This window comes from Anaerococcus sp. Marseille-P3625, assembly GCF_900232825.1.
Classification (GTDB): Bacteria; Bacillota; Clostridia; order Tissierellales; family Peptoniphilaceae; genus Anaerococcus.
The window spans coordinates 260,799-284,562 of record NZ_OCTP01000010.1 but is presented as its reverse complement, the minus strand read 5'-3'; the positions used below and the strand labels follow the sequence as shown (position 1 = coordinate 284,562).

At 30.0% G+C, this 23,764-nt stretch carries 21 protein-coding genes; 9 read left to right on the top strand and 12 right to left on the bottom strand.

Annotated features, from left to right (window positions below; genetic code table 11):
- Nucleotides 1–22: 22 nt before the first annotated feature.
- Nucleotides 23–361: a VOC family protein gene (locus tag CS884_RS02635; protein WP_099320520.1), complete on the top strand. Its 339-nt coding sequence runs from the start codon at nt 23–25 to the stop codon at nt 359–361.
- Between the two features lie 55 nt (nt 362–416).
- On the opposite strand, the gene CS884_RS02630 is transcribed toward CS884_RS02635, so the two are convergent.
- The 4 genes from CS884_RS02630 to secG form a co-directional block, all read right to left on the bottom strand.
- On the bottom strand, nt 417–1,370 hold the full coding sequence (locus CS884_RS02630; RefSeq protein WP_099320519.1) for a 3-hydroxyacyl-CoA dehydrogenase: 954 nt from the start codon (nt 1,368–1,370) through the stop codon (nt 417–419).
- Nucleotides 1,371–1,445: 75 nt separating this feature from the next.
- Entirely contained in the window at nt 1,446–1,889 is a 444-nt protein-coding gene (smpB, locus tag CS884_RS02625; protein ID WP_099320518.1) for an SsrA-binding protein SmpB, read from the bottom strand.
- Entirely contained in the window at nt 1,852–3,993 is a 2,142-nt protein-coding gene (gene rnr, locus CS884_RS02620) for a ribonuclease R (protein ID WP_099320517.1), read from the bottom strand. Before rnr ends, smpB begins: the two co-directional genes overlap by 38 nt.
- A gap of 61 nt (nt 3,994–4,054) precedes the next feature.
- Nucleotides 4,055–4,282: a preprotein translocase subunit SecG gene (secG, locus tag CS884_RS02615; protein ID WP_099320516.1), complete on the bottom strand. Its 228-nt coding sequence runs from the start codon at nt 4,280–4,282 to the stop codon at nt 4,055–4,057.
- 178 nt (nt 4,283–4,460) lie between these two features.
- Here secG and CS884_RS02610 point away from each other — a divergent pair, with 178 nt between their 5' ends.
- The 3 genes from CS884_RS02610 (at nt 4,461) to CS884_RS02600 (ending at nt 6,674) form a co-directional block, all read left to right on the top strand.
- The gene (locus CS884_RS02610) at nt 4,461–5,840 is read left to right on the top strand and encodes a leucyl aminopeptidase (protein ID WP_099320515.1); all 1,380 of its coding nucleotides are present in this window, start codon (nt 4,461–4,463) and stop codon (nt 5,838–5,840) included.
- A 109-nt stretch (nt 5,841–5,949) separates the two neighbouring features.
- Nucleotides 5,950–6,210, top strand: a complete 261-nt coding sequence (locus CS884_RS02605) for a hypothetical protein (RefSeq protein ID WP_099320514.1) — start codon at nt 5,950–5,952, stop codon at nt 6,208–6,210.
- 110 nt (nt 6,211–6,320) lie between these two features.
- Nucleotides 6,321–6,674: a class II SORL domain-containing protein gene (locus CS884_RS02600; protein WP_099320513.1), complete on the top strand. Its 354-nt coding sequence runs from the start codon at nt 6,321–6,323 to the stop codon at nt 6,672–6,674.
- Between the two features lie 74 nt (nt 6,675–6,748).
- Here the strand turns inward: CS884_RS02600 and CS884_RS02595 are convergent, their stop codons facing one another.
- The 7 genes from CS884_RS02595 to hpf form a co-directional block, all read right to left on the bottom strand.
- Complete coding sequence (locus tag CS884_RS02595) at nt 6,749–7,234, bottom strand: hypothetical protein (RefSeq protein WP_099320512.1); 486 nt, start codon at nt 7,232–7,234, stop codon at nt 6,749–6,751.
- A 99-nt stretch (nt 7,235–7,333) separates the two neighbouring features.
- Nucleotides 7,334–8,029, bottom strand: a complete 696-nt coding sequence (locus CS884_RS02590; RefSeq protein WP_099320511.1) for a YjjG family noncanonical pyrimidine nucleotidase — start codon at nt 8,027–8,029, stop codon at nt 7,334–7,336.
- A gap of 13 nt (nt 8,030–8,042) precedes the next feature.
- Nucleotides 8,043–9,350, bottom strand: coding sequence for a sodium-dependent transporter (locus CS884_RS02585; protein WP_099320510.1), 1,308 nt, complete (start codon nt 9,348–9,350; stop codon nt 8,043–8,045).
- A 149-nt stretch (nt 9,351–9,499) separates the two neighbouring features.
- Nucleotides 9,500–10,591, bottom strand: a complete 1,092-nt coding sequence (gene trpS, locus CS884_RS02580) for a tryptophan--tRNA ligase (RefSeq protein ID WP_099320509.1) — start codon at nt 10,589–10,591, stop codon at nt 9,500–9,502.
- 37 nt (nt 10,592–10,628) lie between these two features.
- Nucleotides 10,629–11,745, bottom strand: a protein-coding gene (prfB, locus tag CS884_RS02575) for a peptide chain release factor 2 (RefSeq protein WP_099320508.1) whose coding sequence is annotated in 2 segments (ribosomal slippage) — nt 10,629–11,669 and nt 11,671–11,745 — 1,116 coding nt in all. Because the reading frame shifts where the segments join, the coding sequence is not laid out codon by codon here.
- Between the two features lie 2 nt (nt 11,746–11,747).
- Nucleotides 11,748–14,507 carry a preprotein translocase subunit SecA gene (gene secA / locus CS884_RS02570; RefSeq protein WP_099320507.1) on the bottom strand — a complete coding sequence of 920 codons (2,760 nt, stop codon included), beginning with the start codon at nt 14,505–14,507 and terminating at the stop codon, nt 11,748–11,750.
- A 253-nt stretch (nt 14,508–14,760) separates the two neighbouring features.
- Nucleotides 14,761–15,297: a ribosome hibernation-promoting factor, HPF/YfiA family gene (gene hpf / locus CS884_RS02565; protein WP_099320506.1), complete on the bottom strand. Its 537-nt coding sequence runs from the start codon at nt 15,295–15,297 to the stop codon at nt 14,761–14,763.
- 141 nt (nt 15,298–15,438) lie between these two features.
- On the opposite strand from hpf, the gene CS884_RS02560 reads away from it, so the two are divergent.
- The 3 genes from CS884_RS02560 to CS884_RS02550 are packed head-to-tail and all read left to right on the top strand — an operon-like array spanning nt 15,439 to nt 19,796.
- Nucleotides 15,439–17,349: a S9 family peptidase gene (locus CS884_RS02560; RefSeq protein WP_099320505.1), complete on the top strand. Its 1,911-nt coding sequence runs from the start codon at nt 15,439–15,441 to the stop codon at nt 17,347–17,349.
- Nucleotides 17,349–18,893, top strand: coding sequence for a 5-formyltetrahydrofolate cyclo-ligase (locus CS884_RS02555; RefSeq protein WP_180753291.1), 1,545 nt, complete (start codon nt 17,349–17,351; stop codon nt 18,891–18,893). The genes CS884_RS02560 and CS884_RS02555 overlap by 1 nt, the downstream gene beginning before the upstream one ends.
- Nucleotides 18,894–18,935: 42 nt before the next feature.
- Entirely contained in the window at nt 18,936–19,796 is an 861-nt protein-coding gene (locus CS884_RS02550; protein WP_099320503.1) for a DUF4300 family protein, read from the top strand.
- A 27-nt stretch (nt 19,797–19,823) separates the two neighbouring features.
- Here CS884_RS02550 and CS884_RS02545 read toward each other — a convergent pair whose 3' ends face one another.
- Complete coding sequence (locus CS884_RS02545) at nt 19,824–21,014, bottom strand: ATP-grasp domain-containing protein (RefSeq protein ID WP_099320502.1); 1,191 nt, start codon at nt 21,012–21,014, stop codon at nt 19,824–19,826.
- 82 nt (nt 21,015–21,096) lie between these two features.
- Between CS884_RS02545 and CS884_RS02540 the strand changes: the two genes are divergently transcribed.
- A complete protein-coding gene (locus CS884_RS02540) occupies nt 21,097–21,786 on the top strand; it encodes an aspartate/glutamate racemase family protein (RefSeq protein WP_099320501.1) in 690 nt (229 codons plus the stop codon).
- A gap of 66 nt (nt 21,787–21,852) precedes the next feature.
- Nucleotides 21,853–23,706, top strand: a complete 1,854-nt coding sequence (locus CS884_RS02535) for an acyltransferase family protein (RefSeq protein ID WP_099320500.1) — start codon at nt 21,853–21,855, stop codon at nt 23,704–23,706.
- Nucleotides 23,707–23,764: the final 58 nt, after the last annotated feature.

Here is a 23,764-nt window from a genome sequence, read left to right as displayed (position 1 = left end):
TGAAATAAAGAAAGGAAATATTATGATTGATCACATTACAATGCAAGTTTCAGATTTAAAAAAAGCTAAAGAGTTTTACGAAAAGGTTCTAAATGAAATTGGAATCAAAATTGTAGTTGAGCATGAAAATGCTGTTTGCTTTGGTCAAGTGTGGATGGTTGAGGGAAATCCTAACAAATTCCACCTAGCTTTTACAGTAAATAGTGAAGAAGAAGTAAATAATTTTTACAAAAAGGCTCTTGAATCAGGCGCAACAGATAATGGAGCTCCAGGAATCCGCGAACATTATGCACCAAACTATTACGCTTGCTTCTTCCATGATTTTGATGGAAACAACATCGAAGCAGTATATCACGAATAAAAATTTTAAAAAAGCTTCCCAGATCTTTTCTGGAAAGCTTTTGTATTTTCTCTATTTAATTGTATTTATAGAAACCTTCTCCACTTTCAATTCCCTTTAAGCCTTTTTCTGCTCTTATTTTTAATTTTTCAACAGCTTTTGCCAAAGCGGAATTCTTATCTTTTACTTCAGGGCTTAAACTTGTTATATTAATTACAGTTGTAATTCCAACTATATCTATTATTTCAAATGGTCCACGTGGAGAGCCTGTTCCAATTTTCCAATCCATATCTATATCTTTTGGTTCTGCAACATCATTTCCATATAGTCTTAAGGCTGCATCTAAAAGCGGAACTAAAAGTGAGTTTAGAATATATCCTGGTTGCTCTTTTTTGATAACTGCTGGATACATTCCGATAGATTTAGCAAAATCAACTACTAAATTCAAAGCTTCTTCGCTAGTTGTATCATGTTTCATAACCTCTGCTAGGTTTTGTCTATGAATATTATTAGCAAAATGTAAACTTAAGAATTTTTCTTCTCTTCCTGTATATTCTTTGAAAGTTGATGGTAGTAGTGTTGATGAATTTGTTACGATTATTGCTTCTTCTTTTAGGAAAGGTGCTATTTTTTCATAAAAGGCTTTTTTCTCATCAACTCTTTCTGCAATTGCTTCTATTACCAAATCAGCATCTGCAAATGCTTCTTTTAAATCGGTTGTATATTTTAATTCTTTGTAAACTTTTTCATTAAGTTTTTTTAGCTCAGCAATTTTTTCTTCTGTAATTTCACTTTTATCAGCAAAAAATGATCTTGGGTAATTTGGATTTGATGCTCCTATATATGATGGAGCAATTTCTAATTCCTTAGTATAGATTCCGTGCAAATGATCTATACGAGGTCTAACTCTTTCAATAGAACCCTCGCTTCTACCCCAAATTGTAACATTATATCCATGAAAAGCTGTTGCATAAGCTATTTGAGCTCCTAATACTCCGCCACCTGCTATAGTTACGTTTTTTATTTTCATATAATCATCTCCTTATATTCAGTATCTATATTTTATTTACCCGTTTTTTATAGATATTATCATATAAGATAAATTTTAATAATTTTTTAGAGCTCTATCTATCCTTCTCTTAGCATCTTTTCTCTTAATGGCTTCACGTTTGTCGTATAATTTTTTACCCTTGGCTAGGGCTATCTCAATTTTTATCAAACCCTTATTTTCGTAAACACTAAGAGGCACTATTGTGTATCCATCTTGAGTTTTTTTGCCTATCAAGCTATTAATTTCTTTTTTGTGAAGTAATAATTTCCTTGTTCTTAAAGGATCGACATTTTTATCATAAGCTTCTTTAAATGGACTTACATGCATTCCGTAAATATACATTTGCCCATTTCTATCGCCTATATAAGATTCTTTGATGCTAACCTTACCTTGCTTTATACTTTTGACTTCTTGACCTATTAGTTCAATTCCTGCCTCGTATTTTTTTTCTATAAAATATTCATGAAAGGCTTTCTTGTTGTTGGCTAACTGTTTCATCTTCCTCCAATAATTCAAAATCTATATTCTTTTTCATTATTTCAACTTTCTTTACTCTGATTTTAACTCTATCGCCCAAACTATAATATTTTTTGTTTGTCGTATCATAGGCTTGTAATTTTTCTTCAATAAATTCATAGTGATTTTTTGAAAATTTATACATAAATAGGCCTTCAACTGTGTTTTCTAGCTCTATATAAATTCCAAAATCAGTAACAGAACTGATTTCTCCGTAAAACTCACAGCCTATATATCTTCTCATGTATTTACATTTCATCAAATCTTCCACTTCACGCTCACAATCCTCACTGCGGCGTTCTGTAATTGATAAATGCTCACTAGATTTTTCTAAAGAATTTTCTAAGCTTACCCTGTTAAATTTACCTAGTTTATTCTCAATGTAAGCTTTTAAAAGTCTATGAACTATCAAATCTGGATATCTACGAATTGGGCTTGTAAAATGTGTGTAAAACTTTGTCGATAATCCAAAATGCTCTTTACAATCTTTGGAATATCTTGCTTTTTGCATGGTTCTAAGCATTAGAAGATTTACAATTTTTTCCTTATCTTCACCTTCAACTTCTTTTAGGATTTTTTGAAAATCTTTTGGATAAAGATCATTTCCTCTGATATTATAGCCCATGGTGTTGAGAAATTTTTTAAATTTTTCTATCTTTTCTGCCTTCGGTTTTTCATGTATTCTATAGATAAACGGAAAATCCATGTAGGCAAATAAAGTTGCAACAGTTTCGTTTGCAGCAAGCATAAATTCCTCTATCATTTTGTTGCCGCTTCCACGTTCCAAAACTTCAATATTTAAGACTTTGCCATCATCTGATACATCTATCTGACTTTCGGTAAAATTAAAGTCAATTGCTCCTCTTTCATCTCTTTTTGCTCTTAAAATTTTATAAAGTTCATCAAAAAGCAATAATTTTTCTTTAAGAATTTCATCGGTGTAAATGCTTTCGTTTTTATCATCTAAAAAATCATTTACATCGTCATAAACTAGCCTGTAATTGGAATTTATAACTGCTTGGTAAAATTCATTGGCAATAACTTTGCCTTTATTATTAATAGTCATTTTTAAGCTTAAAGTTAGTCTATCAGAATTTGGATTTAGCGAACAGATTCCATTTGATAATTCTTTTGGCAGCATAGGAACAACTATGTTATATAGATAGGTTGAATTTCCCCTATCATAAGCGTCATTATCAATTGCTGTCGACCTTTTTACATAATTAGCTACATCGGCTATATGGACATAAAGATCGTAATCTTCACCATTTTTTTCTATGGAGATAGCATCATCAAAATCTTTTGAATCTCTACCATCAATTGTTACTGTAAATAAATCCCTAAAGTCAACTCTATCTATATAGTCACTTTCTTGAAGTGTTTCATTGATGTATAAAACTTCTTTTTTAGTTTCTTTAGAAAATTGATAGGGTATGTCGTGTTTAGCAATTATTGTATAGATATCTACATTTTTGTCGTTTTTATGACCGATTATTTCAACGATTCTACCTTCGGGATTGCCTTTTTTTGGTATATTTATAATCTCAACTATAACCTTGTCTTTGTTTTTAGCATTTTTGGAATATTTTTTGGCTATATAAATATCATTGCCAATTGATTTATTATCGCAAATTACAAAGCCAAAATTCTTTGATTGTTCATAAGTGCCTATGATTTTAGCCTTATTATGCTCAATTATATCGACAACTCTACCCTCGGCATTTCTCCCATTTTCTGCTTCTTTAATTATTTCTATCTTAACTCGATCGCCTTGGAAAGCTTGCTTTAGATTTTCTTTTGATATAAAGACATCTTTCATTTTTTCATTATCAGAAATGAAAAATCCATAGGAACCTTGAGCAAGTTCGATCCTACCAAAAAGTGATTTTTCATCTTCACTTAAGGCTAAAATTTTTCCCTTATGGCTAATTCTAATTTTATTTTCTTTTTCCAAAGATTTGATAGCATCGATAATTACATCTTTCATGTACTTATCAGCTTTTAAAAATTTTACCATTTCATTTGTGGTAAGCGGAGAATAATCCTTATCGTAAACTATATCTACTATGAGATCTTTTAAATTCATTTTTAACTCTTTTCTTATTCCTAATAAAAAAGAGGCTAGATAGTTTTCCTATCTCTAGCCCCTACATAACTGCTAAAAAGATTATACTTGTTAAAAATAGCAATACTCCTCCAACAATTACAACTTTATCAAGCATTTCATTTTTTGTTTTGTGAGCACTTCTACCAAAAACGTTAGTTTCTTGGCCAGCTAGTGTTCCCAAACCATCAGTTTTTGGATCTTGCAATGTTACAGCTATTATTATTATAAGTGATGCAAGCATCAAAACAACTGCTAATAAGTTTTCCATAAAGACACCTCCAATTTCATATTTTTTAGTATACCACTAAAAGCAAACAAACGCAATTTTCGTATATTTCTTTGTTATTATCATACTTTATAATAGGAAATTTTTCTATTAATTTATAAAATTTTACTATTAACTAATTTTGGCATATAGTTATATTATCAAATAAAAAGGAGTTTGTATGAAAATTAATTTTAATGATTCTAAAAAAAATCTCGTAAGATTTACTTTTAAAGACGATTTTTCAAATGAATTTTTTGACGGATCTATTGGTGAAGTTTTCCCAGATTTGAATGATAATCTTATTTATTTAGGTCTTGGCGAAAAAGAAAACTTTGATAGGGAAATTTTTAAAGAAGCAGTTTATAAATTAGGAAGATTTTTCCTAAATAAAGAAATTACAGAAATTTCTTTTGATGACAATCAACTCGGACTTGATAAGGAAGATTATATCTATAATATTGTCAATTCTTTAATCCTTGCAGGCTATAATTTTGACTATTACAAAAGTGAAAAAACTAAATACAATATAGAAAATATAAACTTACCAGCTTCCTTTAATTCCTATGAAAAAAATATGGAAGAACTTGTAAAAGTAATAGATGCACAAAGTTTCGCTCGTGATTTGGTAAATTTAAGATCAAATGATATTTATCCTGAAACTCTAGCCAATAAAGCTAAAGAAGAACTTTCTAAATACGGTGTTGATGTAAAAATTTACGAAGAAGATCAAATTCGTCAAATGGGTCTAACGGCTTTTTTACAAGTTGCAAAAGGTTCTGATAATAAGCCAAGATTTATCGTAATGGAATATTTAAAGGCTAATGACGATCAAAAGCCTCTTGTTTTTGTAGGTAAGGGCCTAACTTATGATTCAGGTGGATATTCAATAAAATCTTCTGATGGCATGAAAGAGATGAATTCCGACATGGGCGGATCTGCAACAGTAATTGGAGCTTTAAAAGCTATCGCTTCTAATAATTTAAAAGTAAATGTTGTTGGAATTGTTGCAGCTTGCGAAAATAGCATTTCTGGTAGAGCTTACAAACCAGGTGATGTTATAAAAGCTCGTAATGGAATGACAATTGAAGTTGACAATACCGATGCCGAAGGAAGAATTACTCTTGCCGATGCTGTAAATTATGGAGTTACAGAATATAAACCACAAATGATTATAGATCTTGCAACCCTAACTGGTGCAGTTTTAGTTGCCCTTGGAGAAACTTATACTGGAGCAATTACAAACAATCAAGAAGCCATGGATGAAGTTCTAAAAGCTGCAAAAGAAACTGATGAGAAAATTTGGCAACTACCAAATGATAATTTCCTAAGAAAATATAATAATTCAGAAGTTGCTGATATCAAAAATTCTGGTGGAAGACTTGCTGGATCAATTACCGCTGGTCAGTTTGTAGGAGCATTTATTGAAGATTATCCTTGGGTACATCTTGATATAGCAGGAACTGCCTATCTTTCAAAAGCTCAAGGCCCATATCAAGAGGGTGCAACAGGTGTTCAAGTCAAAACCCTATATCAATTAGCAAAAAATAAAGCAGAATAACAATTTTTAATCTTCTTAGATTTTATAATCTAGGAAGATTTTTTTACCTAATCTTTACAAAAGCAAACTATTTTTCGGGTAAGCTTTAAATATAAGGAAGGAGAAAGTTATGACTGACTTTTTAAATGCTGCTTTGCCTTGGATAATCGCAGGCTTATCTTTTGTAATATTTTTTGCCAATGTTAAAAAGAATAAGGAGATTCTTTCTATTAATAATTCCTATATATTTGAAGCTTTGTGTTTAGCAATAGCAATTTCTTTTATCTTTTTTTCTAGTGACTTAGGCTTAGCTTTATCAGAAGGAATACTAATTGGCTTGGCCCTAGGAACATCAATAAAAAAAGAAAAATTAAAAGGAGAAGAACGTTAAGATAAGCGGAAATTAAAATCCTTATAGTAAATCTTTTGCTTACTCTTGTTTCAAAGAAAAAAGCTTGGGTATATAAATAATGTTAAGAATTAAAAATATTGGAGGCAAATATGAAATTAACTGAAACAGTTCAAACTGCTGATTGGAAAGCTGAAAAACACGTACCTGTTCTACACGTAGAAAAAGCTGATGGCTTACTAAAAATCAAAGCTCAAGTTGGCGAAGAAATTGAACATCCAAACACCTTAGAACACCACATTGCTTGGATCAAAGTTTTCTTTAAGCCAGAAGGTTCTAAATTCCCAATCGAAGTTGGTTCTTATAACTTTAGCGCTCATGGCGAAGAAGAAATTTATTCTAAACCAATGGTTGATGTTGAAATTAAGACAGAAAAAAGTGGAGAAGTTTATGCACTAAGCTATTGCAATATCCACGGTCTTTGGGAAAATTCAGTAGAAGCTTAATATAAAATTAACCCCAGATCTTTTTAGTTCTGGGGTTTTGAATTAGAGAATATTTTCCCTAATTTTAAATTTCTTTATTTTTCAAGTTCCATTAAAAGTTCTTCAGCTTCTTTTACTAATTTTAAAGAGTGGTCGATTATTTTTTCAAGTTTGTCTTTTATCTTACTTACAGTTTTTGGATAATTTGCTAGCAAATCTTTTGCTATTTTTGTTTGCTCTTGGTTTTTATCTATGGCCTCTTCTAGTCTGTTAATATAAGCTATTTTGTTATTTTTTATGATAGAATCAATTGCTGATCTATATCCATCAAAATCAACTGCTAGCTTTCCTTCATCAGATAAAGAATCATACCATTCTAACCATTCACTTCTTTTATTATCCAAGTTTGTTAATTCTTCTATAACTAATTTCTTTGAGATTTTTTCTTCTTGGCTTAAACTATTGTACCAAGTCTTAATCTTTGTATCTTTAAAATCAACATCAGCACTATTATCTGCATAGGATATGCTTGAAAATGCTAAAACTGCTAATAAAGAAAATATTATTTTTTTTATTCTCATAATTATCTCCTCGTGAACTTTTTATATTTTTACCCAGAGACATTTATATTTAATCATGAAAACATAATTTGGCTAATTAATACTATCTGTATTGATTTATTATATATTTTCTAATATTTCGATGACTTCTTTTAGATTATTTATTGTGTAATCGACTTTTACATTTGCCTTATTATCAGCATTTTCTGGATTATACCAAACATTTTTTATTCCAGCGTTATTTGCTCCCAATATATCTGATGTTAAAGAATCTCCTACTAATAAATATTCTCTAGTGTCTGTTGAACCAATATTTTCAAAAACTATATCAAAAAACTCCTTGTTTGGTTTATCTATGCCCACTTCTTCTGATATGAAAACACCGTCAAAGATTTTATCAAGTCCAGATTTTTTGAGTTTTCCTTTTTGTGCTACAATGCTACCGTTTGTAATAGCGTATTGCTTGTATGTTTTTTCTAAAGCTTTTAGAGTTTCTTTGGCATTGTCATTGAAAAATATGTTATTTCCAAGTTCTACTTGATAAAATTTATTGAAATCATAGATAAGTTCGTCGGTATATGCTATATTAAGTCCATCGAAAAATTCACGAAATCTACCATGAAGAACCATCTCTCTTGTAATTTCTCCTCTTTCTAGTCTTTTCCAATATTTATCATTGATCAAATTATAATTTTTGATCTGACTTTCATCTATGGGAAGTTGAAATTTTTCAAAGCCATCTCTCATGGCAAAATATTCGGCTTTTTTGAAGTTTAGCAAAGTGGCATCTATATCCCAAAGTAAGTATTTTATCAATTAAATCTCCTTTTTAGAATGATATTTTAAATATCAAGGCTAATAGTGTAAGTATTACAGCTATAGGTACGTAAACAAATCTACCTATATTATACCATTTGCTTGTTTGTTTTTTCTTTGCTGATAAGTTTACTTCATCTAATAACAAATCTTTTTTTAGTATATAAAACCAAGTTACTGCACCAATTGATGCGCCAATTGGAATAATATAGATGGAAACTATGTCCATGTAATGACCTACTTTATCAATTGTTTCCATATTTACAGAAAATGCAAAGGTCAAAATTCCTACCAAAATTAGCATGAAATTCCTGCTTAATTTTTTGTATCTTGATAACAATGAGGCTACAACTGGCTCAAACATATTTTGTAATGATGAAATTCCTGCAAATATTACTGCCAAGTACAAAAATATAGAAAATATTCTACCAAATTTTATATTTTGCAAAATAGTTGGCAAGGAAATAAATAACAAGCTAGGTCCTCCAACTTGTTGCATATTAAACACGCTTAAAGCTGGAATCATTACACAAGAAGCAAGTAGAGCAGCTATTGTATCGTATAGACCTGTTTGCTTTGATGAGTCAACTATATCTATATCTTTTTTTATATAAGATCCAACTGTTACCATGGCTGATCCTGTCAAGGAAAGTGAGAAGAATGCTTGTCCCATTGCAGCTGCAATGGTATTTAGATTAAGCTTTGATGTATCAAATCTTAGCATATATTTATAACCATCAATAGCTCCTGGTAAGAGTAAAATTCTAATTCCTAATAATAGAAATAATACAAAAAATGCCGGCATCATAACTTTATTTGATTTTTCCATTGTAGATGCTCCACCAATACAAGTTAGTATGGCTACTATTATAATAATTAAATGAAAAGGAATTACTGAGCGTTCTGTATTAGCAAAACTTGCAAACCATGAACTTACATCAGTAGTCATTATTTCACCTGTAATTGAGTCGATCAAGGCCTTAAAAACATATGCAACTATTACAGAGTATCCAATAGCTATTAGAAAAATACCAGTTAAGGGAATAAATCCGATTAATTTTGATATTGTTTTGTTTTTATTAGTTGAGTCAAAAGAGTACTGATAAGCACCCAAAGTACCAGCTTGACTTAATCTGCCAACTGCAAACTCACTTGTCAAGCCCACATAAGAAAATAGACCTACAAAAAATATATAAAATATTAAAAATATAAGACCACCATCTTGTAACTTATATGGAAAACCCCATATGTTTGCCATCCCGACGGCCGAACCAACAGCAGTAAGGACAAAACCAACTTTTGAACTAAATTTTTTGTCCATGATTATCTCCTAATAAAATAAATTTAAAAAAACTATATCACGCTTTAAAGTGAAAGAGAAGTTTTATTTTTAATTATACAATAAAATTTTTATTATACAAGAAATTTTTAATAAAAAAGTCATAAGTTTATCGCTTATGACTTGTGAATTTATTTATTATATTTATTTTCCATTTCTTTTAAGAATTTATCATCAGAAAAATAATCAATTCCCATGGCTTTTTTGACTTGGTTAACTTTTTGTCTGCCAACTTTTCTTGCCTTTTCGCTTCCTTTTTGAAGAATATCTACTACTTTATCAATATTTGCTTCATAGTCAGCTCTTCTTTGTCTAATTGGCTCTAATTCTTCTTCCAAGACCTTTATTAGGAATTTTTTAACTTTTACATCCCCTAGCCCACCTTTTCTGTAGTGAGCTTTAAGCTCTTCAAGATTTTTATATTCTGGCAAATATTTTTGGAAGTGACTCTCGTTAGAAAATACATCAAGGTAAGTAAATACAACATTTCCCTCAACTTTTCCTGGATCGTCTATGTTTATGTGATCTGGATCTGTAAACATACTCATAACTTTTTTCTTTAGAGTCTTTTTATCATCTGCTAAATATATGGCATTACCCAAAGACTTACTCATTTTTGCATTGCCATCTATCCCTGGCATACGTCTTGCAGTTTCATTTTCTGGTAAAACTGCCTTTGGTTCTGTAAAAATTTCACCATATATACTATTAAAAGATCTGGCTATTTCTCTTGCTTGCTCAAGCATTGGTTCTTGGTCAACTCCAACTGGAATAATATTTGCATCAAATAACAAAATATCAGCAGCCTGGCTTACTGGATAAATCAAAAATCCTGCTGGAAGGCTTGTTTCAAAGCCTCTTAACTTAATTTCTGATTTTACGGTTGGATTTCTTTCAAGCCTTGAAAGTGTTACAAGATTTAGAAAATAAAATGTAAGTTCAGTTAGTTCTTCAATTTGAGATTGGACAAATATTGTAACTTTGTTAGGATCTATGCCAACAGATAAATAATCTAGGGCAACTTCGATAAGATTTTCTCTAATTTTTCCTGGATTGTCAAAATTGTCTGTCAAGGCTTGGCTATCTGCAATCATTATATACATTTGATCATAATCGCCTGCTTCTTGCATCAATACTCGATTTTTTAAGCTACCAACATAGTGACCTAAGTGTAGTCTTCCTGTTGGTCTATCTCCAGTTAAAATAATTTTTTTGTCAGTCATTTTTTCTCCTATAAAAAAGGAGGATCTTATCCTCCCATTAATTATCATTAGTATTAAGAGCTAAATAAGCATCAATGAAGCCTTGTATATCTCCATCCATCACACTTTCAACATTACCTACTTCATAATTTGTTCTATGATCTTTTACTAGTGTATAGGGTTGGAAAACATAGGATCTTATCTGGCTTCCCCAGGCAATTTGAGTGTATTTGCCTTTAATATCGGATATTTTTTCTCTTTGCTCTTCTTTGGCTATTTGTATAAGCTTTGCATAAAGTTGTCTCATAGCAGTTTCTTTATTTTGCACTTGACTTCTTTCTGCTTGACTACTTACGACAACTCCTGTTGGCAAATGGGTAATTCTAACTGCAGAATCAGTTTTATTAACATGTTGGCCACCAGCTCCACTTGCTCTGTAGGTGTCAATTCTAAGGTCATTAGGATCGATTTCTATATCAGAAATATCATCTAATTCTGGATAAATGTCAACCGATGCAAAAGATGTGTGACGTCTGGCGTTGCTATCAAAAGGAGAAATTCGAACTAATCTATGAACGCCCTTTTCTCCATTAAGATAACCATAAGCAAAAGGACCACTTACATATAAGGTTACAGATTTGATTCCACCAGCTTCTTCGTTATTAAATTCTGTTATGGTATATTTAAAACCGTGTCTTTCAAAATATCTGGTGTACATCCTAAGCAACATACTAACCCAATCTGTAGCTTCAAGTCCACCTGCTCCAGCATTTATCGACATATAAGCGTTGTTCTTGTCATATTCACCATTAAGTTGGATTTTTAACTTCATGGTTTTGATTTCTTTTGACAAGGCTAGTAAATTATCTTCGATTTCCTCTAAAGTTTTACTCTCCCTATTTTCGCTCATTTCAACTAAATCGAGTAAGTCAACATCATCATCAAGACTTTTTTTAATGAAATTATATTCTTCAAATTCATCTTTTTTTTCAGCTAAGATAGACATAGTTTTTTGAGCTTTCTGACTATCATCCCAAAAATCTGTTTTGTAAGTTTCTTTTTCAAGTCTTGCTATATCAGCTTCCAATTTTATTGGGTCAAAGAGAATCTCCTATTAATTTTATTGCCTTAGATAATTCTTCAATTTTTTCTCTAAGTTCGTAAATTTCGGTCATTTTTATCTCTTTACATTATTTTTTCTAGCTTCACGTTCAAGTCTTCTACGTTCTGCCCTATTTAAATTGTTGTATTGTTCATTTTCTTTTAATTCATCAGCTGATAGCACACTTATATCGTCACTTCCATCGTCAGCTGGTTGAAGTTCTTTATCTGGTCTTAAAATTTGCTTTCTTTGAATATTTTGTCTGATTTCAACATTCATCATGTATCTAACTGTATCTTCTTGGATTGATCTTGTCATTTCTTCATACATATCAAAACCTTCATTGGTGTATGCACGAACTGGATCGTCATTACCCATAGCGCGAACGCCTATTTCTTTTCTCATTTGATCCATAGCATCGATATGATCCATCCATTTTTGGTCGATTACACGAAGCATAATTACACGCTCAACTTCTCTCATATTTTCAGAACCAAATTGAGCTTCCTTATCCTCATATTTGGCTAGAGTAGCTTGATATATATAATCAATCAATTCTTGTTGGGTGTAATCATTTATATTTTCAAAATGCAATTGAGTTACTGGAATTCCTAGGCTGTTTAGGTGATTTAATAAGGCAACCATTTCCCAATTTTCTGGTTTTACTTCAGGATTGGTGAAAGAATATACTGATCCTTCTATTACTTCTTTTATCATTGAAATAATAGCTTCTTTCATATCGTGTCCATAAAGTACATCCTTACGTTCGTTATAAATAATTGTTCTTTGTTTATTCATAACATCATCGTATTGTAGGACTCTTTTACGTGTTGCAAAGTTATTAGCCTCAACTCTTGTTTGGGCTTTTTCTATTGATTTTGTTACCATTCTTGAAACTATTGGTTCATTTTCATCAAAATTAGCATTTGATATGAATTTTGCAACTTGTTCTCCACCATTTAATCTTATTAGATCATCTTCAAGAGAGATGAAAAATCTTGATTGACCTGGGTCACCTTGTCTTCCAGAACGACCTCTTAACTGGTTATCTATACGTCTTGATTCGTGACGTTCTGAACCAATTATATATAATCCACCTGCTTTTTTAACAAGCTCTGCTTCTTCTCTTACTCTTGGTCTGATTAAATCTTTTTCGTGTCTATACTTTTTACGTGCTTCAAGAACTTCTTGGTCATTTGTTTCAGCAAAGCTATCAACTTGTTCAAGCAATTCTTCGCTCATTCCATCTCTTTTTAATTTTTGCATAGCCATATCATCGACATTACCACCAAGCATAATATCTGTACCACGACCTGCCATGTTGGTTGCAATTGTTACAGCTCCAAGTCTTCCTGCTTCTGCTACAATTGCAGCTTCTCTTTCGTGGTTTTTGGCATTTAGTACTGTGTGTTTGATTCCAGCTTTCTTTAGAGCAGCTGATAATCTTTCACTTGCTTCGATAGAAATTGTACCTATTAGGATTGGTTGGCCTGTTGGATGAACTCTATTGATTTCATCAATTATAGCCTTGTACTTTCCATTTTCATTTATATAAACATGGTCTACATCATCTTTTCTTGCAATTGGTCTATTTGTTGGAATTTCAACAACGTCTAGGTTGTAAATCTCATCAAATTCCTCTTCTTCTGTTTTTGCAGTACCAGTCATGCCTGATAACTTGTCATACATTCTAAAGTAGTTTTGGAAAGTAATTGTTGCAAGTGTTTTACTTTCTGCTTTTACTTCAACGCCTTCTTTAGCTTCTATAGCTTGGTGAAGTCCATCGGAGAATCTTCTACCTTGCATAATACGACCTGTAAACTCATCAACTATCTCAACTTGACCTTTGTTTACAACATAATCAATATCTCTATGCATAGTTGTATTTGCTTTTAGGGCGTTGTTAATATAGTGAGATAATTCCAAGTTTTCGCTATCAGATAAGTTTTCAATGCCAAAGAATTTTTCTGCTTTTGCAGTACCTTTTTCTGTAAGGTTAGATGTCTTTCTCTTCTCATCAACTAGGAAATCTACATCTTCAACCTTAAATTCTCTATCAAAAGGATCTATATCTGCATCTTCGTTTGGATCTAGTATTCTACCTTCAAGAGTTAAAATAAACTCGTTTGCCTTAATATAAGTATCGGTAGATTCATCTCCTTGACCAGAAATAATAAGTGGTGTACGAGCCTCATCTATAAGTATTGAGTCAACCTCATCGACTATAGCATAATTTAGTCCACGTTGAACCATATCTTCCTTGTAAATTACCATGTTATCTCTTAGGTAATCAAAACCAAATTGGTTATTTGTACCATAGGTAATATCTGCGTTGTAGTTTGTTTGTCTTTCGCTATTTGTTAGACCATAGACAATACATCCAACAGACATTCCCAAAAATGTATAAATTTTACCCATCCACTCTTGGTCACGCTTAGCTAGATAGTCGTTAACTGTTACTATATGAACGCCCTTACCAGTTAGTGCGTTTAGGTAAGCTGGACAAGTTTCAACAAGAGTTTTTCCTTCACCTGTTTTCATCTCAGCAATCTGACCGTTATGTAGAACAATGCCACCAAGTAATTGCACTGGATAATGTTTCATACCCAAAACTCTATCACTTGCCTCGCGAACTACAGCAAAAGCTTCTGGTAATAAGTCATCCAAAGATTCACCATTTTTGTATCTTTCTTTAAATTCTTCTGTCTTATTTCTTAACTGGCTATCAGTTAATTGTTGCATTTTTTCATCCAGAGCAAGAATTTGATCTACAGCTTTTTGGTTATTTTCAATTTCTTTTTCACTAAATGATTTAAATAGCTTAAATATTGCCAAATTTTTCACCTTCCAATTCTCTCGATTTACAAAATAATCAAGCTTTTCCATTAATATAATAAAGGATAATAGATTATTTGTAAACTAATATAATAATTATACTTTTGATTTAAATATTTCATAGAAAAAACGCAGAATATTCTAGTCAATAAGACTCTGCGTTTAAATTCTTATCAAATAATGATTACTTAAAGATGATAGTACCTTATTTATTGGCTTTTTTCAACAAAAAAAGAGCATAAATGCTCTTTTTCTATTTTCTTGGTCTTATTCTTCCATAATCTCCTTTTTTTCTCTTATAAACGACATTAACATCACCATCAACATCGTCTAAGTATACAAAGAAATCATGATCTACAAGTTCCATTTGCAAAATTGCTTCTTCGGTACTCATAGGCTTAACTGAAATTGTTTTATCTCTTTTGATTGTTAGTTCTTTTTCATCTGAACTTTCATCTATATTATTATCAAAGCTTTCAAATCTAATTGAAGCTTGATGTCTATCTTTTCTTAATCTTGTTTTATATTTATTAACTTGTTTAACAAGTGCATCCATAACTCTATCTATAGCGTTATAGATAGTTTCATCACTTGCTTCTGCACGTAGGATTGTTCCACCTCCTAGCATTGCTGTTGTTTCAGCAACAAATTCATTTCCCTCTTTAGATAACTTAACATCCAATTCTTGTTCTTCTTTGAAGTATTTATCAAGTCTAGAAAACTTTTTTTCAACTTCTTCAGAAATGTCATCAGTTATGTTTAAATTTTTTCCCCTTAAATCTATTTTCATAACTACTCTCCTTTACTTTTTAATTATTTACCCCTATCTGATTAATTATAAACACAATAATTTCTCTAAAAGTAAATTTTATCGTATAATTAACTATATAAATTAGCAAATTAATTAATTGATTTGGGGGGGGAAAAAAAAATGAAAAAAACTAAAATTAAAGATATTTTATCCTATGAATTTTTTTCAAATTTAGATATATCTAATGATAAAAGTAAATTAGCATATACAAGAGTTAAAGGCAATTTTGAAAAAAACAAATATGATTTAAATATTTGGATTTACCTTACAAAAACAGGTGAAACTTATCCTATCACAGACGAAGGTGATTCTTCCATTTATACTTTTGACAAAGACAGTAATTTAATTTATAAGGCAAGGTCAAATAACGAAAAAGACAGCTTTAAAAAAGTTACTGACCATGGAATTGGCAGAGAAATATTTTCTATAAAAAAAGATGTAACTAGTATCAAATGGTTAAAAGACGACTTATTTCTAGTAAAAGCAAGTGATAAAAAAAGCAAAAAAGAAAAAGCAAAAGATGAAAAAAATAAGTACTTTAAAAAACTTGATACTTTGCCATTTTACGCTAATGGAGAAGGATATTTAGATTATAGACCTTCTGCCTACTATTTTTACGACAGCAAAAAAGATCAATTAAGTAAAATAATCGATTCAAATTTTGATAAGGAAATAAATCAATTTAGCTTAAATGATGATTTTACCAAGGCTATTTTCAGCAAAACAAATTACGACGAAAATAAAGTGATGGGTCTTAAAGAAGATCTTATTTTGTTAGATATCAACTCAAAAGAAGAAAAAACTTTGATAAAAAACGAGTTTTCATATTATAGGGCAGAATTTTTGGATGATAAGATAATTTTTGTGGCAACAAATATGGAAAAAGGTGGAGTAAATGAAGATGCCTTTATATACTCTTGCGATTTTGATGGAAATTACAAAAAAATAAACGATGATGATTTTGATATGGACTTTGGCAATTCTTTGGGTACTGATGCAAGATACGGAGATGGCAAAACTTTTGTCAAAGCAAATGATAAATTATACTTTATAAGTACAGAAAAAGAATCCACCAAGCTTTATTCTATCGATATTAACGGCAATTTATTTTTGGAAATAGATGATGAAGTTGAAGATTTTTCCATAAAAGATGAAGATATTTATTATTTTTCTATGGGTGAAAATACTTTGGCAGAATTAAAGAAAAATAAAGTAGAAAAAATATTAATAGCAAATAAAGTTAAAAGTAATGTTTCTCCTATTAAGACTTTTGAATTTGAATCCAACGGAGATATGCTAAAAGGATATGTACTTTTGCCGACAGATTTTGATGAAAATAAAAAATATCCTACTATTCTAAGTATCCATGGTGGACCAAAAACAGAATTTTCTGATATTTTTCATCACGAACACCAAGTTTTTGCAAATGATGGTTATATTATAATTTACACTAATCCACATGGCTCAAGTGGCAATGGAGTTAAATTTTCTGATATTCGTGGTAAATACGGAGATATAGACTATGATGATTTGATGCACTTTACTGATTTGACTATTGAAAAATTCCCACAAATTGATGCAAATAAAATGGGAGTTTATGGTGGATCTTATGGCGGTTTTATGACAAATTGGATAATCGGTCACACTGATAGATTTAAGGCAGCTTGCTCTCAAAGATCAATTTCAAATTGGACTAGCTTTTATGGAGTTAGCGATATTGGCTATTATTTTGCAAGTGATCAAACAAATGGCGATATTTGGAATAGTTTTGATAATATTTGGGATCAATCTCCTATAAAATATGCAGACAAAGTTAAAACACCTACCCTATTTATCCATTCAGATTGTGATTATCGTTGCCCACTAGAGCAAGGTTTGCAAATGTATAGTAAGATTAAACTTAATGGAGTTGAAAGCAAAATGTTTGTTTTCCATGGAGAAAATCACGAATTATCCAGATCTGGAAAACCTCACGCTAGGTTAAAAAGATTAAAAGAGATTAAGAAATGGTTCGATGGACATCTGAAATAATGAATTTAGAAACAAAAATAAAAATCAGGAAAACTTTAGAAAATTTAATATACAGATTTAAAACACACAATATAAGTACAAACTCTGCAGCTCTCTCATTTTTCCTTTTACAAGCATCTATCCCCCTATTGATGGTGCTAGTAAATGTTGTATCAAGACTATTGAAAGATAATGTTGAGGCTATCTATTCTCTAATAGATTTTTTACCTGAAAATGCTAGAGAGCTTGCTATAAGAGTGATAGATACTACTTTTATAAATTCATCATCTGCTTCTGTAAATATCATTACAGTTTTATTTGCTCTTTGGTCAGCAACAAAGGGTATAGATTATCTAATAACGGCTATTAACAGAGCTTACGGTTTAGAACGTGAAAAAAGAGCAATCAAAAAAAGATTGATTTCAGTTTTATACACACTTGTATTTATAATTTTTGTAATATTCATCTTGGTTTCACAAATATATGGACCTAATATTCTTAGTTTTATCAAATACAATATATTAACTAGATTGTCTGATAAAGCCTTTGGAGGATTTTTCGATAATATTATCGCAACTTTGACCTCTCCTTTGTATAGAATTATTTTAACTCTTGCACCAATTTTAATAATTTCCTTGGCCTTTGGATTTTTCTATAGATATGCACCTAATAATAAGGATGATAGGGTTGATTATAAAGATGCTTTTCGTGGAGGTTTGTTTGCCACAATTACAATATATATAGCAACTTTCATTTATTCATTTTTTATAACAAATTTTTCTAAACAGTCCGTTGTTTATGGAGCTTTGGCAGGGATTTTGGCACTTTTCATTTGGCTAACCATAGTTTCCAACGTATTGATTTTGGGAGCTGAATTAATTGATGCTATAAGAAAAAATTACGCTATCGAATCAAAAGAAGAAATTGCAAAATTTAAAGAAGATAACACTTCCTTAAAAAAAATTGTAGAAAAGTCTTTACAAGATACAAATAAGGAAAATAAAAATATGAACGAAAAAAACAACAAAAGATTTTTAAGAAAAAAATTTAGAGATATAAGATATAATATGGATCCAACTAGGAAAAAAATGATTGACTACAGCATATATTCTAGCTTCCTTAATTCTTCTCTCTTTGCCGATGCCCAAACAATTTTCATCTATGTGTCGGTTAATGATGAAGTTGATACTTATGAAATAATCAAGAAATCTCTTGAATTTGGTAAGGATGTTTACGTTCCTTTTATAAGTGATCCTTACAAAAGAGAGATGAAAGCAGTAAGAATTTATGACACAAAAGATCTTGTTAAGGGAGAATTTAAAATTCCAACATCTTATAGGAAAGAATTTATAGAAAATCCCGACCTAACTCTTGTCCCGGGTCTTGGCTTTGATAGAAGTAAAAATCGCCTTGGCTATGGTGGAGGTTATTACGATAGATTTTTAAATGAAAACCAAACCACATCAGCAGGCTTATTTGCAAGTGATTTTGAAGTTGCAGAAATTGATGTGGATGAATTTGACCAAAAATTAGATTATATTATAACAGAAAAAGAAATATTTTAAGTTAAGACCTTAGGGTCTCTTAGATTTTATTAAAGGAGTTTTATGAAAAAATTATTGTTAGTTTTACTTACTCTTCTTAGCTTATCTTCTTGCAAAGAGCAAAAAATTCCAAAAAACGAGAGTTATAAATATATTTATTCAAATCTTACAGATGAAAAATCAAAAAAATATGTAAAAGATTTAATGGAAAAAAGTTCTCTTGGCAAAAATAACATAGAAAGATTTTTCAAACAAGTGGATTTTTTTAATTCCAATATCGATAAGACTTTGTTAGCTAGCAAAGACTATCAAAAATCTAATCAAATACCAGAATATGATGTAGATAAAATGCAGGATAGTATATTTAACAAATATCCGGAATTTGCAGGAGTTAACTGTAGAATTACAACTTTTGGCTTAGTTTCAGACAAAATACAAATAAAAAATCTTGAAAAATCAAATTTATCAGCTATAGAAATCGACAATTCTTCTTTTAAAAACCCACCAGTTCCAACTTTGGAAGGATCTGAAATAGAGAAATTTAACAAATTCTATTCAGCAATAAAAACAGATAATACAGGAGATTCCAAAATTCATTTAGAGAAAATAAAGAATTTTTGGAAGGAAAATGGCATAAATTTCCCAAAATCAGATAAATTTTCTATAATTTCTGTCTATGTTTTTTCCTCGTTAGATGAAAATGATAACGAATTATTCATAGGCCACACAGGAATTTTATTTACTCTTGATGATAATAGATTAATGCTTGTTGAAAAACTTGCCTTTACATCTCCTTATCAGGCAGTTGTATTTGAAAACAAAAAAGACCTATACGATTATCTTATGAAAATGTACGATTTTTCAAGCGAAACTTATCCAGCAAAACCTTTGATATTTGAAAATGATAATCTATTTGAAGATTGAAAAACTCCAGCTAATGCTGGAGCTTTTTTAAATTTCTTTTATTTCGAAAGTTTCTTTGCTTAATCTATCAAGGTATTTGTGGATTTTTATCTTTCTCATAAAAGACATATCCTTATCGTAAATTAGCGGGTTTATAGCATTTGCCATGCGTTTCTCTTTAGTAAATTCATCTTTAAAATTATCAGCTAAATTATCTATTGTTTCTTTTAGCTTTAAATTATAATATGAAAAAGCTTTATCTCCTATGATTTCTAGTTGATTATCATAAATTTGATCTTCTATGGCTATTTTTGATAAATTCACTCCATTTTGTGTGGCATAATAATGGCTGCGACCTTGGCGAAGATTTATTTCAAAAGCGTAAAATTTGCCTGTTTCTATATCTTTTTTGAAGTCTATATTAAATAATCCATAAACTCCTAAAGTCTCTACAATTTTTTTGGCATAATCTACTAGAATTTCTTCATCTGTGTCGATTTTTGCAACGTAATTTCCAATCCACTCCACTCTCTTATCCAATAGAATGTTTTTGCATTTTGCAATACTAATAGTATCTTTTGACCTATAACCATCTACATTAAATTCCGTTCCATCGCTTCCTTTTAGGAATTCTTGGACAAGTATTTCATCATCATAAGAATTTTGGTAAATTTTTTCTATTATTTTTATAGTTTGGTCTTTTGATTTAGAATGATAGCCTTTTTGCCAACCATCAAATCTGTCTTTTTTATAAAATATATCGTTATTTGCCTTGATATAGACATCTTCAGGATAATCTTGATCTTTATAATTTTCTTTGTTAACTAATAAAGTTTTTGGAGCAAGGTCAAGCTTGGCTATTTTTTCATAAAAAGAATTTTTTGTAAGTAATTCATCAATTTTTTTAAGATTTGCGTATGGTAAATGAACTTCAAAATCTAATCTTTCTCTATTTCTAATAGCTATATTTCTAAAATTATCATCAGGTGAAAATATAATAAATTCCTTGTACTTATCTTTATTATCCGCATATATTTCATTTAAGGTTTTACAAAAAATATCCTCATCTTTGGAAAAATTATCTCTTTTATAAAAATCAATTATTTGTGAATTTAAGCAAGGAGCTAAAATCATAGATGTAGCTACCGTTGATTTTATCCCATAAGCCTCATGAATTTCACGAGCAATTGAATATGTATTTAGGTCTGATCCAAGTATAATCGGTAAAAATTCGTTCATTATCTTCTCCATTTCTTTTAATCGCTTTATATATTATATAAGCGTATAATGTAAAAAGCAATATTTTGACTAGGAGGATTTTATGGAAAAATTAGGAATTTTAGGCGGTATGGGCCCTCTTTGCACGGCACATTTTTATGAAAAAATTGTTAAATATACAAAGGCAAATAAGGATCAAGACCATATTCCTACGATTATCTTATCTGATCCTCAAATACCTGATAGAACCAGTGTTATTTTAACTGGAAAAGAAAAAGATCTACTTTTAGAAAAAGCAAAGGAAGATTTGAAAACTTTAGAACAATTATCTGCAAAAAACATCGCAATTCCATGCAATACTATGCATTACTTTTATGATGAATTTGTGAAAATGACTGATGTTAATATTATAAATATGATTTATGAAACAATTAAATATTGTAAGGAAAATGAGGCGAAAAATATAGCAGTTTTAGGAACTAGAGGAACTATAGATTCAGGAATATATGAGAAGTATGCAGATAAATTTGATATAAATATTATAAAATTATCTGAGAAAGAAAAAAATCTTATAATGGAAACTATTTATAGTATTAAAGAAACTAATAATACCAAAAAAGATGAATTTATAAAGATGATTTCTGATATAAAAGATCATGATGTTGATCGTATAATTATCGCTTGCACCGAATTATCTTTAGTAGAAGGAATTGAAAATTTGGATTATATAGTTGATGCCATGGATGTTTTAGCCAGAAAATCTATTATTTCTATGGGTTACCAACTTAAATAATTTTCTTAAACTTTATAAAATCTTAACACTTTGTGTTATAATATATCTGTTGTCGAGGTTAAGATTATGTTAAGAAGAAAAACTTTAAAAAAAGAATATTATTTGCTTACAATACTTAGAGCAATCGCATTTTTTGCTATATCCTTATTTCATGGATATTCACATATGCTGCCAGGAGGATACTTGGCAGTAATTATTTTTTTGCTCTTGTCTGGATTTTTAAGCGAAAGAAGTCAGAAAAAGAAATCCTACAGTTTTAAACAATTTTTTAGAAAATTTACGAATATTATGGCGCCAATATATTTTATAATGGCCATAAGTATGATTGTCGCTTTGATTTTTGCTAGGGAAATATTTGACGATAGTATAAAATCTGTACTTCCTGTAGCATTTAACTTTGAAAATATTAGAAGAATTTTTGCTGGAGATGATTACTTTAATCAATCTGGTAATTTTAATATATTTTTGCACATGTGGTACATTTCTTTATATATGCAATTTATAGGAATCTATTATCTAATAAATAAACTTTTAGCAAAAAGTAAAAATGATTCCATAAAAATCATAATTTATTTTGTATTAACCATTCTTAGCTTTGTAGCCATTATTCATTTTGGCAAATCCCCTAAGGACATTACAAGAATTTATTATGGAATTGATACAAGATTTTCTGCCTTTGCTTTAGGTGGACTCTTGGCTTTATTATCTAAGAATTTCAAAAAAAATTACTTTAGCAAAAAATCAAGCTTTCTTGTTGCAATAAGCGTCCTTATATTCGCAATGCTAATTCCATTTTTTATCATAAGTGGAAGAAAAATAAGCTCATATGGACTATTTTTTATTGCTTACACTATAATTATAGGTCTACTTGTAACCGCTTTATATGAATTTGAAGATAGATTTTTAATAGATAAAAGTAATTATAACATCTTTACAAAATTCCTCTTATATGTTGGAGATAGAAGTTATTATTTTTATTTGTGGCAATATGTTGTTCAAATATTTTTCACATATTTTCTTGCTAATATCTTTGAAAATGTGTTTACAAATATACTTGTTCAATTTTTGATAATTATAATTCTTGGAGAAATCACTTATAAAATTTTTTCTGGAAAGAAACTAAAGGGAAGACTTTTTATTTCTACATTTATTGTTTTAATTATTTTAAATGTAATTTCACTTGCCATAGGCAATAAGAAAAAAGAAGAAATCGCCAATCTAAAAAAAGAAATTACCCAAAATGAAGAAGAAATCAAAGAAAGAAATGAAAAAGCAAAATTAGAAGCTGAGAAAAAGAAAAAAGAAGAAATAGAAAAGGCCAATAAAGCTGACTTGGAAAAGCAAGAAAAAGAAAAAGAAGAAGAAATCAAAAAAGAAGAATTTGTTGAAAAAGCCTATGATGATTTTGAATTTACAGACAAAGAAAAAGAATACTTGGCAAATATTTCTATAAGTTCAGTTGGAGATTCGGTTATTTTAAATGCTGATTCCTATATCAGAAAATTCATACCAAATTTTTATCTGGATGGTAAAGTTGGTCGTGACATGATTGATGGACCAGCAGTTCTTCAATCTATAAAAAACAATGTAGGATTAGGAGATATTGTTGTTATTTCTTTAGGATCTAATGGTTCTGCCAATGTTTCTGATATGGATAAGATTATGGAAATAGCTGAAGGTCGTGATGTTTATTTTGTAAATACTTCTCACACTCAATCTTATATGGATTATGTAAATGAAGAAATCAAAAAATATTGCGACAAAAACGACAAGGCTCATTTGGTGGATTGGAGAAATTTCATCAAAGATAAGGCAAATTATCTTGCCCCAGATAGAACTCATCCTAATATTCCAGGCTCAGATGGCTTTGCAAAGTTAATAATGAGAAAAATATTAAATGTAAATAAAATACAACCATAAATATTTTTATAAATAGAAATACTCTCTGATATTGTAAATTACAAAATTCAGAGAGTAT